At 65.8% G+C, this 14653-nt stretch carries 9 protein-coding genes and 1 pseudogene; 5 read left to right on the forward strand and 5 right to left on the reverse strand.

Going from position 1 to position 14653, the window contains the following annotated elements; translation table 11 throughout:
- Positions 1 to 128: 128 nt before the first annotated feature.
- Positions 129 to 1646 (reverse strand): TrbG/VirB9 family P-type conjugative transfer protein, encoded by a 1518-nt coding sequence (locus EHV23_RS00425; protein WP_125094231.1) that lies wholly within the window; start codon positions 1644 to 1646, stop codon positions 129 to 131.
- A gap of 198 nt (positions 1647 to 1844) precedes the next feature.
- On the opposite strand from EHV23_RS00425, the gene EHV23_RS00430 reads away from it, so the two are divergent.
- Entirely contained in the window at positions 1845 to 2657 is an 813-nt protein-coding gene (locus EHV23_RS00430) for a sulfite exporter TauE/SafE family protein (protein WP_125094232.1), read from the forward strand.
- A 315-nt stretch (positions 2658 to 2972) separates the two neighbouring features.
- On the opposite strand, the gene cysK is transcribed toward EHV23_RS00430, so the two are convergent.
- Positions 2973 to 3890: a cysteine synthase A gene (gene cysK, locus EHV23_RS00435; RefSeq protein WP_125094233.1), complete on the reverse strand. Its 918-nt coding sequence runs from the start codon at positions 3888 to 3890 to the stop codon at positions 2973 to 2975.
- Positions 3891 to 4420: 530 nt separating this feature from the next.
- Here cysK and EHV23_RS00440 point away from each other — a divergent pair.
- The 3 genes from EHV23_RS00440 to EHV23_RS00450 all read left to right on the forward strand — a co-directional run bounded on the left by EHV23_RS00440 (position 4421) and on the right by EHV23_RS00450 (position 8185).
- Positions 4421 to 5230, forward strand: coding sequence for a lipoyl protein ligase domain-containing protein (locus EHV23_RS00440; RefSeq protein ID WP_125094234.1), 810 nt, complete (start codon positions 4421 to 4423; stop codon positions 5228 to 5230).
- A 197-nt stretch (positions 5231 to 5427) separates the two neighbouring features.
- Positions 5428 to 6876, forward strand: coding sequence for a BMP family ABC transporter substrate-binding protein (locus EHV23_RS00445; protein ID WP_125094235.1), 1449 nt, complete (start codon positions 5428 to 5430; stop codon positions 6874 to 6876).
- Between the two features lie 34 nt (positions 6877 to 6910).
- The gene (locus tag EHV23_RS00450) at positions 6911 to 8185 is read left to right on the forward strand and encodes a BMP family ABC transporter substrate-binding protein (RefSeq protein WP_125094236.1); all 1275 of its coding nucleotides are present in this window, start codon (positions 6911 to 6913) and stop codon (positions 8183 to 8185) included.
- Between the two features lie 103 nt (positions 8186 to 8288).
- Here the strand turns inward: EHV23_RS00450 and glgB are convergent, their stop codons facing one another.
- The 3 genes and pseudogenes from glgB to sbcB form a co-directional block, all read right to left on the reverse strand.
- Complete coding sequence (glgB, locus tag EHV23_RS00455; protein WP_238990216.1) at positions 8289 to 10793, reverse strand: 1,4-alpha-glucan branching protein GlgB; 2505 nt, start codon at positions 10791 to 10793, stop codon at positions 8289 to 8291.
- Between the two features lie 37 nt (positions 10794 to 10830).
- The gene (locus EHV23_RS16550) at positions 10831 to 11397 is read right to left on the reverse strand and encodes a hypothetical protein (protein ID WP_125095436.1); all 567 of its coding nucleotides are present in this window, start codon (positions 11395 to 11397) and stop codon (positions 10831 to 10833) included.
- 18 nt (positions 11398 to 11415) lie between these two features.
- Positions 11416 to 12573: pseudogene (gene sbcB / locus EHV23_RS00465) on the reverse strand (exodeoxyribonuclease I); the annotation flags it as partial.
- 486 nt (positions 12574 to 13059) lie between these two features.
- On the opposite strand from sbcB, the gene EHV23_RS00470 reads away from it, so the two are divergent.
- Positions 13060 to 14595, forward strand: coding sequence for a hypothetical protein (locus EHV23_RS00470; RefSeq protein WP_125094237.1), 1536 nt, complete (start codon positions 13060 to 13062; stop codon positions 14593 to 14595).
- Positions 14596 to 14653 lie beyond the last annotated feature (58 nt).

Genomic DNA, 14653 nt, shown 5'->3' on the forward strand with positions numbered 1-14653 from the left:
TTCACTGCCCGGGTTCTGCGGTCAGGGTTCCGTGGCCTGCGTGCCGTAGCCGGAGGTCTCGCCACCGGCCTTGCGCGCTTGCCACTGCTTCCACATCCGCGCCCGGATTCGCGCGCCCGCCACTGGCTTCACACACCCGCCAGAGGTGCGCCATTTTTGAGTAGCAGCACCCGCAGCTGGGCGTTGCCTGCCGGCGTGTTGCCCGCGGGGATGCTGCTCGCCGGGGCGGTGCCTGCCGACGTGTTGTTCCCGGGGATGCTGCCTGCCGACGTGTTACCCGCTGGGGTGCTGCCAGGCTGCGCCGTGTTTGCTGGCGAGGTGTCCGGCAGCAGGGCGCCGGGCTGCGCGACACCGGTCGGGCGCGCCTTGCGCACGTCCACCTGAATCTGCTGGGCCGGCAGCCCCTGCTGTTGCAGCCACTGACGGGTTGCCATCAGCCGGGCCTGGCCCAGAATGTCATTGTCCGCCGGGACCAGCAGATCGATCTGGGCTGCATCGGCACGGCCGGCCTGCTGCCCGAGCTGCATCATCAGCGGGTGATGCGCGTCGAGCTGGGCGCTGTGCTGGCCAAAGGGCAGCGGCGTCCATGCGCTGCTGATGTGGGTTGCGCGGGTATTCACCGTGACGTGCCCTGGTGTGCGCTCGTCTGTTGTGGCAACAGGCGCAGCAGTGCCGGACGTGGCTGCGTTGGATGAGATTCTGCCGGATGAGGTTCTGCCCGATGGGGGCGTGCTTGACGTGACCGTGCCGGATGCAGCTGTGACGGATGCCGTGCGGCTGCCTGTGCCCCGTTCCCGGAGCAGGGCGCGGCGGACGTTTCTGGGGGGACGTGACGGACCGTCGTTGCCGGACAGCAGGGGGGCTGGCATGGCTCCGGCAGGTACCGGGGCTGCGGCTGGCTGACCCATGGACGTGCGCAGGCCGGCTGCCTGGTTGAGCGCAGGATCGGCGACCACCCCGGCGCTGCGTTCCAGGGCCTGGCGCAGGGGCGTCTTCAGGATGACCCGGTTGCGTGCCTGCACGTGGGCTGCCCATGCCGGCGTGTTGCCGAGCTGTCGGGGCGGCGCGGCCTGTGCCTTTGGATTGGGTGCGATGAACAGGGCATTCTCGCCATGGCGCAGCAGGATGCCCTTGTGCACGCCTTCCACGGCCAGCACGTTGCCAACGGCCTCGCAGCCGAGCAGGGCGCCGGCATCGTCGAAGCAGGCCAGATCGCTGGGGACGGGCTGTTCGAATTCGGCATAGGTGTGGCTGCCGTCGTCGAAGGCTGCCGTCAGACCAATGGTGCCGACCTGATAGTTGAGATAGTAGGGCTCGCCGGCCGGGTCGGTCCGGCTGGTCTCCTGCACGGCTTCGGGTGTCAGCATGGCCTCGGGGATCTGCTGGGAGGGCAGTGTGGTGCAGGCAGGCAGCAGCACGGCCGCCATCAGGGCTGCAGCCAGAGGGCGGACGCCCCGGAGCGACGCGAAGGTGGACTGCATGCGGGGCATGGCGCGTGGTCCGGGGGTATGGGTGTTGTCGAGGGCGTCACTGGCGTGAGTGTCTGGCGCGTCGGCGCTGTGAAGGGCCTGGCTGTGGAGAATCTGGCTGTCGAAGACCTGGCTTTGGGGGACCTGGCCGAGGGAGGAGAAGCGGGTGGAGACCATGGGAACTCCTGCGGAGTGGGGCGGGGCAGTTGATGAATGACGATGGCACGCAGGCCAGCGGATGTCGGACAGCTTAGGGGGCGCTGCACCGCCTGCCGAGGGGATTTGTTGGCAGATGTCCGGATGGCCTAGGCCATATGGATGAATCGCCCGCTCTGCTAGACTGGCTGCCGGTTTTCAGGGAACGGGGCCTGCGCCATGTCTGTCCTCACTGTGCTGATGCTGCTGCTGATGGGATGTGGCGGCGGCTTTCTGGCTGGCCTGCTGGGCGTGGGCGGCGGGATGGTGCTGGTGCCCTTTCTGGTGATGATCTTCGACGCCGAAGGCATGGTGGCACCGGAGCGGCTGGTGCAGACGGCACTGGCCACGGCGCTGGCCACCATCATGTTCACGTCGCTGTCCAGCATGCGGGCGCATCATCGCAAGGGGGCTGTGCAGTGGCCGCTGGTGCTGATGCTGGCACCGGGCATCCTGCTGGGCGGGCAGCTGGGCTCGCGGGTCGTGGCCTGGCTGCCGGGGCAGGCGCTGTCACTGGTGTTTGCGCTGTTCGTGGGCTGGTCGGCCAGCCGGATGCTGCGCGGGGCCAGACAGGTGACTTCCACGGGGCGCCCCCTGCCCGGACGGCTGGGGCTGATGGCCGTGGGGACGGGTATTGGGGTGCTTTCGGCGCTGTTCGGTGCCGGAGGTGGTTTCATCACCGTGCCTTTTCTGGCGGGACACGGGGTGCCCATGCCGAAGGCCGTGGCCACCAGTGCGGCCTGCGGCTTTCCGATTGCCGTGTCGGGCACGCTGGGCTACATGGTGCTGGGCTGGTGGCAGGGCCTGCCCGGTGGGGTGCTGGCGTTTCTGGAGGTGCCGGCGCTGCTGACCATCGTGCCGATGAGCATGCTGTTTGCGCCGCTGGGGGCGCACATGGCGCACCGTCTGCCGGTGCCCACGCTGAAGCGGCTGTTTGCCTGCCTGCTGATCGTGCTGGCCGTCTATATGCTGGTGCGGGGGCTGCGGGGATAAAAGCTCATCGAATCCCGGTCTGTGCGCTGCCAGCCTTGCCTGTGGTGTGTCCTGTCAGCATATGACCGCGGCCAGTGTGGGGGCGAATGAGTCCAAAACACGTTCCAGGAAAGAAAAACCACCGCGTCGGGCTGCCTGGGCGGGCAGTCGATCACGGTGGGTGATCAGACGGCGCCTCGTGGCACCGTTCAAAAAGGCCGCACGACAAGGAGGCCGCACAATCACGAATGCGGAAAGGCGGCATATCTTGCGCCGCCTTTCCCGGGGCTACCCGCCGGGTAGCCATGCGCCGTGGGGCCGGTGTGTGAGGGGGGCTCAGGCCGGCAGGAAGCCGTCGATGGACAGGTAGCGTTCGCCCGTGTCGTAGGCAAAGCCCAGCACGCGGGTGCCCTTGGGCAGCTCGGGCAGCTTGCTGGCAATGGCGGCCAGCGTGGCACCCGACGAGATGCCCACCAGCATGCCTTCTTTCGCGGCGGCTTCGCGGGCGAAGCGCTTGGCATCCTCACCGTCGACGGTGATCACACCATCCAGCAGGGAGGTGTCGAGGTTCTTCGGAATGAAGCCGGCGCCCAGCCCCTGGATGGGGTGCGGGCCGGGCTTGCCACCGGAGATGACGGCCGAGGCCACCGGCTCCACGGCATAGGCTTTCAGGTTGGGCCATTTCTGTTTCAGTACCCTGGCTACGCCGCTCAGGTGGCCGCCGGTGCCCACGCCGCTGACCAGCACGTCCAGCCCTTCGGGGAAGTCCTTCAGGATTTCCTCGGCCGTGGTGCGGATGTGCACGTCGGGGTTGGCCGGATTCTCGAACTGCTGCGGCATCCAGGAATTGGGAGTTTCGGTGAGCAGCTCGCGGGCGCGTTCGATGGCGCCGGGCATGCCGCGCTCACGCGGGGTGAGTTCGAAGCGGGCACCGTAGGCCAGCATCAGGCGGCGGCGCTCCAGCGACATGGACTCGGGCATGACCAGGATCAGCTGGTAGCCCTTGACGGCCGCCACCATGGCCAGACCCACGCCGGTGTTGCCGGAGGTGGGTTCGATGATGGTGCCACCGGGCTTCAGTTTGCCGCTTTTTTCGGCATCTTCGATCATCGACAGGGCGATGCGGTCTTTCAGCGAGCCGCCCGGGTTGAACTGTTCGGACTTGATCCAGACTTCATGATCGGGGCCGAACAGCCGGTTGATGCGGATTTCCGGGGTGTTGCCGATGGTAGCGAGAATGTTGTTTGCTTTCATGGTGTGAATGGATTCGTTGGAAGTCCTGTCCAGCAAGGGAGCGGGCCATGCGGGCGGCGGCCACGCTGCGCAGCCTGCAGGCATGCGGCACCTGCACGGCCAGACCAGACCACAGGGCCATGTGACTGCGCGGTACGGCAGTCAACCCGCCAGACCGCAGGGCCGTGTGACCGCATGGTACGGCAGCCGGAACGGCCGGACCGCATGACCGCATGGTACGGTGGCTGGCGCGCCCATTGCCGGAAACCCCGGAAGCGGGCATGCCTGAAACCGTACGTGGCCATCGTTGTCCGGCCTGGCAAGGTGGTCAGCCCTGTCGCGCCTGGCGCCCGGCCGATACGCAGTATCGGGGCATTCGCGGGAGCGGATGCACCTGCGTCACGTTCTGTCGGGGCTGCGTGAACGTCGGGGGGCTGACTGCAAGGGGCGATGTTCGTGCCGGCCTTGCGGGGAGCAGCCTTTCCCAAGCATTGGCTGCAATTTTGGCGCATCATTGCCGTTCCGATGACAGAAGGATATGCATAAAACGCATGAACGGAGCCATGATGGCACCGGCAGGTGCATGGGATGGGGGCGCTGCGGACCTGGTGCTGGACGCAGCCGAAGAGCAGCGCTGGAATGAGGCCCAGCTGGCCGAACCGGTAACGCAGCCGCAGATGCGGGTCTGGACGTACCGTCAGGGGGCCATCGTGCTGGGGCGTTCGCAGCACGCCATGGCGGAGCAGGTGGCGGCTGGTGATGGCGCCTGTGAGCCGGATGGGGCAATCGACCGTCTGCCCCTGGTCAAGCGGGGCGCGGGGGGCGGTGCGGTACTGGTGGGGCCGTGGCTGCTGAGTGCGTCGCTGCTGCTGCCACTGGATGATCCGCGCATGGCGGCCGTGTCGGTGGCCGACAGTTATCGCTGGCTGGGTGAGGCGATGGTGGCGGCATTGGCCTCCTTCGGGGTGCAGGCACGTGCGGTTTCCCCTGCGCAGCGCATTGCCGCGCCGGACGATCTGAAGTGGGCCTGCTTTGCCGGCGTGGCGCCCTGGGAGATCGTGGTGGATGATCCCGCCACGGGCGTGGCGCGCAAGCTGGTCGGCTTTGCGCAGCGCCGCAGTCGCCATGGCATGCTGCTGGCGCTGGGGGCACTGATGCAGCCGGCGCCCTGGCGGGCCATGGCGCGGACGCTGGGCTATCCGGATGCGCAGGCCGATGCGCTCGCGGGTACGGTGATCGACCTGGCCTCCGTGAGTCCGCAGCCGGTATCGAACGGGGCTTTTCTGGCGGCGCTCTGGCCCCATCTTCAGCCCATGGTCTGGCTGCCGGGGGCCCTGCCGGCACCGGCCGGTGCGGTCTGATCCTGGCCGATGCCGTCTGACGGTGGGGCTGTGATGACGGCAGGGCTGCGACATTGTTGGCAGTACCCCCCAGATTGCTACAGGGTGTGGCCGAAGCAGGAAAACCGCACTGCTAAAATCAGCACTTTGACTTTTTGCCGTTTTGGGGTTGTGGCGGGCCTGCCGGCGGCAGGTACGCAACCTTCGGAGCCAAACGCATGAAACTTGCTCGCCGATGTAAAACTGCGCCGCTGGCTGCGGCGCTGATGCTGGTGTTTGCCGGTGCCGCCGTGGCGGAACCGGCTGCGGAGGGGGCCACCCAGGCACCGGCTGCCGGCACCTCTGCCGTGCAGGCGGGTAGTGCAAAGGCGCCTGCACACACGGAAGGGGCGGCCAGGGGCAGCAGCCACGAGGCTGCGGCACCGTCAGGTTCCTCGTCCTCCGGTTCGGCGTCGTCTGCGTCCCGCTCGGCATCGCCTGCGGCCGGCACAAAAGCGTCTTCTTCCGGCACTGCAGCATCTTCTTCTGGTGCAGCAGCGTCTTCTTCCGGCTCGGCCGGGGCTGCTCCGGCTGGCAAGGCTGCGGCCGGTACCGCGCCTTCGGGCACTGCCCCGTCATCGTCCACCGGCGCCGACGGCCAGCCTGCCCACAAGGTCGAGGCCGAACTCAAGGTCGGTTTCGTGTTGCCCACCACGCCCGATGGCAGTGGCTGGTCACGCTCGCACCAGAACGGCATCGACCTGCTGCGCGATAAGCTGGGCGACCGGGTGCAGGTCACCGTGCTCGACAACGTCCGGGATGTGGATGCCGAAAAGGCCTTCCGCCAGCTGGCGGATGAGGGCAACCGGCTCATCATCGGCACCGGCCCGAGCTATGACGGCCTGATGCGCCGTCTGGCGCTGGAGTACCCGGATGTGCGCTGGGAAGTGGCCGGGCTGGACACCTCGGCCGGCAACATCCGCGCCTACGGTGCCCGATCGTACGAGGGCGTGTATCTTGCCGGCGTAGCCGCCGGCAAGATGACGAAAACCGACGTGATCGGCTTCGTGGCGCCGGTGCCCATTCCGGAGGTGGTGCGCAACATCGATGCCTTTGCGCTGGGCGCCCAGTCGGTCAATCCGACGGCCCGGGTGAAGGTGGCCTGGATCAACGGCTGGAACGACCCGGTCCGTGAAACCGAGGCCACGCAGACGCTGATCACCACCGGGGCCGATGTGATCATCTCCAACACCGGTACCGACGACGCCCTGAAGCAGGCCGAGCGGGTGGGCAAGTACGGGTTTGGCTGGGCCTCCGACCGCAGTGCGGCGGCGCCGAAGGCCCATCTGGGCTCGGTGGCCTTCGACTGGGGCGAGTATTACGTCCAGAGTGCCAATCAGGTGCTGTCGGGCCGCTGGAAGCCCACGCCCACCTGGCAGGGCGTGAAGGACGGCCGGGTCGATCTGGTCGCCCTGTCCGAAAAGAACCTTTCCCCCGAGGCACGTGCCGCCGTGCAGGAAAAGCGCGAGGCCCTGAAGAAGGGCACGCTGCAGATCTGGAAGGGCCCGCTGGTCACGGTGGATGACCGTGAGCTGCTGCCCGCCGGCAAGGTGGCGGACGACCGCTTCCTCGAAAGCCTGATGACGCTGGTCAAGGGCGTCGAGGGCCAGGTGCCCGTTGGCCGCTGAACACCACGCCGCACGCTGAAAAGGACCATACAAGATGTCGAATACTGATCGTCGTCGCCTGCTGCTGGCTGCTGGCGGTGGGGTGCTGCTGTCGCAGTTGGGCAAACCGCTGCAGGCGCTGGCTGCCGGAACCCAGGAGGCCACTCCGGGTGGTTCGCAGGGCGCAGCATCGGGCTCTGCACAGGGCGCACGGGCAGCAGCCACCGGCAAGACAGCCGGGGGAGGTGCCTCCACGGCCGCCGCTGCCGGCAAGGCGCAGGCTGCCTCCCGGGGTGTGTCCGCTGGAGGGGCGGCCGCGAAGGCGCCGGCCAAACCGCTGCGGGTTGGTTTTCTGTACGACGGCCCCATCGACCCGTATGCCTCCAGCCACCTGCATGCGCTGAGCGCCGGGTACGTGAAGAAGCAGCTGGGCTCGCGCATCGAGTTGGTGCCGGCCGAACGCGTGACCGAGGGCAAGGAGGCCGAGCGCGTGCTGCGCAAGATGTGTGCCGACGGCTGCCAGCTGGTGTTCGGCACCTCCTATGGCTTCATGGATGCCATCGTCCGGGTGGCGCGCGAGTATCCGGCGGTGCGCTTCGAGAGCAATGCCGGCTTCAAGACGGCCGACAACGTGGGCGTCTACAACGTCCGCTACTACCAGGCGCGCTATCTGGCCGGCATGCTGGCGGCCTATGCCAGCAAGGCCGGGGTGTTGGCCTATGTGGCGCCCATCCCGGTACCCGAGGTGGTGCAGGGCATCAATGCCTACACGCTGGGGGCCCGGGCCGTGAATCCGAAGGCCGTGGTGCGTGTGTACTGGACCAACAGCTGGCGTGATCCGGGGCTGGAGCGCGAGGCCACCTACAGCCTGCTGTCGCAGGGGGCGGATGTCTTCACCCACCACACCGACACGGTGGCCGTGGCCGAGGTGGCGCGTGACCGCAAGCTCAAGTTCATCGGCTTCCAGGGCGACTATCGCAAGATGCTGCCCCGCAACCTGCTGCTGGGCTCGGTGCTGCCCAGCTGGAACGCCTATTATCTGCAGCGCACCCGCAGTCTGCTGGACGGTACCTGGGGGCCCGATCGTACCTGGGGTGGTCTGGCCGACGGCATGGTGCGGCTGGATGTCGGCCCGGCGCCGCTGTCGCTGAAGGCGCGCCGGCAGCTGAGCCGGGTGCGGCAGCAGCTGGTGAGCGGGCGCCGCCATGTGTTCGAGGGGCCGCTGCGCGGCAACGACGGCACCATGCGCCACCTGGGGGGCATCATGCCCGACAACGTGCTGCAGAAGATGGACTGGCTGGTGGAAGGCGTGATCGGCCGGGTGGGGTGATCGCAGATTTTTCCAGCGTGACGCTGGCGTGCCGATGTGAAAACCCCCGCGTCCCCGGCATGTCCGGGGAGCGGGGGTTTTCTTCAGGGCTGGCTGCGGTTACTCAGACCTTGCGTGCACGCGTGGCCTTGGCAGCCGGTTTGGCTGCGGCAGCGGCGCCTACACGGGCCGTCGTGCTGCGGGCCGGGCTGGCCTTGGTGGCAGCGGCCTTCGGTGCGGCGGTCTTGGCGGCCGTAGCCCGCGAATTTTTCGGCGCAGCGGCCTTGGGCGCTGCAGCAGCCGTACCGGCGGTGGCTGTCTTGCGGGTCGCGGGTTTGCGGGCAGCCGGTTTTTCTTCGGCCACCGGCTCAGCCGGGGTCTGCGCCTTGGGGGCCGGCTTCTGGGCGGCTCCGGCACGTGCCTCGGCCTGCGCCTGGGCGCTGTCGGCCTTCTGGCGGGCTTCCACACGGGCTTTGGCCTCGGCGGCCGCCTTCGCTTCGGCGGCTTCGGCCTGGGCTTTGGCGGCAGCGGCGCGGGCGCTGGCCGAGCCGGCATCACCGGCACGCTGGCCTGCCTCGGCCGAGGCCTGTGCCCCGTCCTGCGCCTGGGCTTTGGCCGCTTCGGCCTGGCTGGCGGCGCTGTCGTCAGCCGACCCGGCCTTTGACTTTCCCGGCAGTTTGGCCTTTTCCACTTTCTGCGGCTTGAGCACCAGCAGACCCAGCGGCGGCAGCGTCAGCTCCAGCGAGTAGGGCCGGCCATGGCTGCCTTCGTGGATGGCTTCCACAAAGCCATGATTGCCCACGTCGGTCCCGCCGTAGATGGAGGCGTCGGAGTTGAAGATCTCCTGCCAGCGGCCACCCTGCGGGGCGCCCAGCCGGTAGTGGTGACGCGGCATGGGGGTGCCGTTGAAGATCACCATCAGCGTGTCTTCGGGGTTGTTGCCGTGACGCAGGTAGGCCAGCACGCTCTGGGCCGAGTCGTCGGCGCTGATCCACTCGAAGCCGCTGCCGTCGAAGTCGCGCTGGTGCAGGGCCGGCTGGGTGCGCATCAGGTGGTTGAGCGCGCCCACGATGTGCTTGATGCCCACGTGATAGTAGGTGTCGGCCGCATCCCAGTTCAGGCTGCCTTCGTGCGCCCATTCCGTCCACTGGCCGAACTCGCCGCCCATGAACAGCAGTTTCTTGCCGGGGTGGGTCCACATCAGGCCAAAGAGCAGGCGCAGGTTGGCAAACTTCTGCCAGTCGTCACCGGGCATCTTGGTCAGCAGGCTGCCCTTGCCATACACCACTTCATCGTGCGAGAGCGGCAGCACGAAGTTCTCGTTGAACGCGTAGTAGAGGCTGAAGCTCAGCGCGTTCTGGTGGTAGCTGCGGTAGACCGGGTCTTTCTCGAACCACGACAGCGTGTCGTGCATCCAGCCCATGTTCCACTTCATGCCGAAGCCCAGACCGTTCATGGTCTCGGGGTTGTCGTTGCTGTGGCCGCCCCAGGCCACCGGACGCGAGACGCCCGGCCACGCCGTGGATTCTTCGGCGATGGTCTGCACATCCGGGAAGTCGCGGTAGATGCTCTGGTTGAGCTGGCGCAGGAAGTGGATGGCTTCGAGGTTCTCGCGGCCACCGAAGCGGTTGGGAACCCACTCGCCGTCCTTGCGGGAGTAGTCCAGATACAGCATGGAGGCCACGGCGTCCACGCGCAGGCCGTCGATGTGGTATTCGTCCAGCCAGAAGGCGGCGCTGGAGAGCAGGAAGGCGCGCACCTCGTGGCGACCGTAGTTGAAGATCCAGCTGTTCCATTCGGGGTGGAAGCCCTGGCGGCGGTCGGCGTGCTCGTACAGTTCGGTGCCGTCGAAGCGGTGCAGGCCGTGGGCGTCACCGGGAAAGTGCGAGGGCACCCAGTCCAGAATGACGCCGATGCCACGCTGGTGCAGGTAGTCGACGAAAAACTTGAAGTCTTCGGGGCTGCCGTAGCGGGCGGTGGGGGCGAAGTAGCCGACGGTCTGGTAGCCCCACGAGCCATAGAACGGGTGCTCGGTGATGGGCATCAGCTCGACGTGGGTGAAGCCCATCGACTGCACGTAGTCGGCCAGTTTGGGGGCGATGTCGCGGTAGTTCAGGAAGCCCTGCGGGTTGTCGCCGGGGCGCATCCACGAGCCCAGGTGGCATTCGTAGATGGCAATGGGGGCGTCCAGCGCATTGGCCTTGGCACGGACCTTCATCCACTCCTGGTCGTGCCATTCGTGCGAGAGGTCGGCGATGCGGGTGGCGGTGCGCGGCGGTTCTTCCCACGAGAAGCCGAACGGGTCGCCCTTCTCGAGCCACTCGCCGGTGGCGCCGGAGAGGATGCGGTACTTGTAGCAATCGCCCACCGTGGCGCGGGGAACGAAGCCTTCCCAGATGCCGGAGCTGTCGCCGCGAACGCTCAGCGGGCTGGCGCCATGCTGCCAGCCGTTGAAGTCGCCGATGACTTCCACTTCGCGGGCGTTGGGGGCCCAGACGGCAAACCAGCAGCCCTGTTCGGCGGGCTGCCCTTCCTGGGTGCTGAAGCTGCAGGGATGCGCGCCCAGCCAGCGGTACAGGCGGTTGTTCGTACCCTCACGGAAGTAGTAGATGTCGTCTGCCGTGGGCACGGGGGGCGCCTGGAGCGTCCGGGCCGGATGGTGTTGGTCAGGCGAGTTGTTCCCCGTAGTCATAGAGAGCCTCCAGTAGCCGTTGGGCCGTAGGGTTATCAGGAGACAGCGCCTGGTTGAGGTCGTCGAGACGGTCGGCATAGGCCGCCAGGGTGAGGGCGTTGTCCGCACCCTCATGGAGCCGGCTGTGACAATGCTTCTGCCAGCGCTGTTTTTCTTCAGCATTGAGCATAGCCGGAAACTGCCTTGCACGGTACCTGAAAGACAATTCTTCGAGTCGGGGATCTTCGAATGAAGGTACGGAAATATGATCTATCTCAATGGTTGATAAGTGTGTCGCCGGTGATCCGTCGCCCGGGGTCTGGTTTGCGGTCGAATGGTCTGCCCCGGTGCTGCCGGCGTCGTGCCTGGCGCCATCGGTGTCGTGCCGGTGGCCGTCGTGCACGCCTGTACGGGCGCCGTGATCTGTGTGCACCGCAGCATTCCGGTGTGTCGTGTTCCCCTGCAAGGTCGCGCTTGCTGCATCTGATGCATCTGCTGGTTCCGTTTTGCCTGCCGGGCTCGTCGCTGCCGTCGCTCCGGCTGCCGCTCCGGTGAGAAGCATCCCTGCCGCATCGACACGTGCCCGCCAGTCGTCCAGCCGCCGGCGGTCGTCGTTGCCGATGAAGCCGCCGTACAGGTCACCGTCCACGTCGGGGGCATGCTCTCCCGCTCCGGCCCCTTGCCTGCGCGGGCGCTGATACACGTCGGGCCACAGGCCGGAGATCTGCGGGCTGATGCGGCGGGCCGCTTCCGTGTGGCGCTCGATGGCGCCCAGGTCGATCTGCCAGCGGTCGATGACCTGCGGCGTGAGCACCTTCAGGTTGCCGATGACGACCGGCGCCCTGTTGATGGCCAGACTGTAGACGGGCAGGCGGCTCATACCTTCGGGCAGCTCGCTGCCGCGGGTGAAGATGCGCTGCCGAAGGGATTCGGCGTCCAGCGCCAGCAGTTCGGCCGGGTCATGCGCCAGATCCCAGACGATCAGCTCGTTTTTGTTGGTGGGGTGCCAGGCCAGTGGCCAGACCACCGCCATGGCGCCGCGTTCCACGCCGTACATGGCGGAGATGTGAATGAAGGGGCGGCCTTCGCCGATCTCCTTCAGCACGGCGTGCTTGCTGCGCAGCTCCAGACAGAAGTTCCAGAGCTTTGGCTGGCGTTCGCGGATCAGCCGGCCCAGCGCGATGGTGGCGCGCACGTCCGACAGCGCATCGTGCGCCTGCTCGTGACCCAGCCCGTTGGCGGCGCTCAGGTGTTCCAGTTTGAAGGAGGGGCGGCCCTGGTCGTTGCGCGGCCATTCGATGCCATCGGGCCGCAGGGCAGCCGTGCAGCGGACCACGTCCAGCAGGTCCCAGCGGCTGCAGCCGTTGCGAAACTCCCGGTCGTAGGGCGGGCGCAGTGTGCGCCAGAAGAGATGGCGGGTGACCTCGTCGTCGAAGCGGATGGAGTTGTAGCCCACGCCGATGGTGCCGTCACGCCCCAGCTCGGCCAGGATGGTGTCGGCGAAGCGATATTCCGGCAGCCCCTCGGCCAGGCAGGTCTGCGGCACGATGCCGGTGAGCAGGCAGGCTTCGGGGTCGGGCAGGTAGTCGGGCGCCGGCTGGCAGTAGATCATCACCGGGTCGCCCACCTCGTTCAGGTCGAGGTCGGTGCGGATACCGGCAAACTGGGCCGGCCGGTCCAGGCGCGGGTCGCGGCCGAAGGTTTCGTAGTCGTGCCAGAAGAAGGTGTGTGTGGTCATGGGTGAGGGCGTGGGCGGGTGCGGGGCTGGCGTGTGTCCTTGCCGTTAGTTCCTGTACTTCCATGAAAGCCGTTTGGGCGATGCAGGGGGAGGCGTCAGGGACTGCACAGGAAGAAGAGGGGTCGGGGCATGGTATCAAGCGCGTCTCACTGGGGGTATCTGGCTGGGGGGGCGCCAGATGGGGGAGGATGTATCAGACGATATCGATGTGTTGTGAAAGTATGGCGTTCCCGATAGGGAGCCGGGTGTTCGGCGTGCCTGCAAAACGGTGATACACAAGGGGTGGCAGTGCCATTCTTGGGGATAGGCACCGGTGTTTCAGGTATTTAGAGTGGAACCGTGACGCATTTCCCGTGCGTGACCAGCATGCGATCCGGACGCCTGTTGAAACCTGTTTACAGGCGCTGGGTGAGTGTGCTGCGTAACCGTTTACCCGGGCAGATTCTCTCCATCAGCCCGGTCCGAACCCCAGGAGGAGATTCGATCATGACCAGATCCCACACATCCGCTCCCGCCAACGCCTCTGCCCGTCCTGCAGGACGCGGGCGTTCCCCGCTGGTTGCTGCACAGGTTCACCCTGGCCTCATGCATGCACGTACGCGTCAGGCCGTGCTGGTTGGCATGGCCGTTGCGGCATTGGCCGCCGCAGGCGGGGTGCATGCGGCCGAATCGGAAGCGGTGCCGGTGTCCATCGAGGGCAAGACGTTCAAGGTGGAAGCGCCGGTGCAGACGCAGGTGCTTGTTGACAGTCCCGAAAAGCGGGTAGAGAGTGGTACTTCTGCAAACGGGGCACCGGTGATCGTGACCCGGTTGTCCTACCGGAAACGTGAATGGCACGTCGATAAGGAGGATGATGATGGACAGGCACAAGAGCGCAAGGACGTTGCCGGTCAGTCTGCTACTGGGACTACGGGGGAGGCAGATAGCGTCAATAAAGATGTGACTAATCCAGCGACCGAGGACGCAGTAAGTAGTTCAGACGCCTCTGCAGCAGCCACTGACGATACAGAGGGGGCAGAAGCTCCCCACGAAGAGCCCGTCGCTGTGAAAGCGACTCGCGCATCAGCAGAGGAGTTGGAGCCGTTTGTAATTCATGCTGTTACACCACATTCGGTATCCATGGCGTGGGAGAGTGACCCTTCAGTGGTCTACAACGTTTCCCGGAATGGGCAGCCCATTGCTCAGGTAAGTGGTGGCAAGTATGTGGATGAAACAGTTAGTCCTGGGACTGAGTATCAATACAGCATCGAGCCGGCGACAGCGCCTACAGGTGCGTCAGGCAAACCCGGCATGTCCGGTGTGATTCAGGTCAGGACGCCAGAAATGCCAGAGTCTGGCGGTGCAGTGGCGAGTACGGCACGAGCCACAAAGGTGGTTAGCAAAGGGGGGGATGGTCCCACGGAAACCATCTACAAACATAGGGCATTCATTCCCAATGACTGGGTGGACATCAGCCAGTTTGAGAATATGGGATGCGGCGCCTGGCCGACGCAGAATGTGCGGTTCAAGGGGGATGATCGCAGCTGGAGTGATATTTTTGATATAGACCCAAACCGAAGCAGAACGGTGCTCACGATACAAGCGGACTGGAGAAGCTCGCCGGCAAAACTCAGCAGGGGGATTCATGTGTCCCGGACAACACGTATTATTGATGGGAAGGAGGAGGTAAAAAGAGCGAGTCCGAACTTTGGCTGGTTCCGGGATAGTGCCTCAAATTCGGAAGGGACATATCTTGCCGCTTATATATACCATTTTATCGGCAACCCGTTCTGCTGGCTTGGGCAGATACGTTACGAAGAGGAAGTGCACATGTGGAATGATGGCTCGATATCCATCATAGGACATCGACGGCAGGCGCCTCGTCATGAAGGATTGGTGGCTTTAAGGTTCGGGAACGGGCTTTTCCGCGGACCATGGCGTTTGTACCGGCTGGAAAATGTCGGATTCAAGTGCCTTGTTGGGGATAATGGAGTTGATGGGCAGTGCGTTTATGAAGAATACCGCGCTCGGAACAGTCTGTAACATCAGGTTGTTTTGAATTTGCGGTCTGCAGATCCCTCTCCATGGTGGTTATGGATGT

This window comes from Lautropia dentalis (assembly GCF_003892345.1).
GTDB classification, from domain to species: domain Bacteria; phylum Pseudomonadota; class Gammaproteobacteria; order Burkholderiales; family Burkholderiaceae_E; genus Lautropia; species Lautropia dentalis.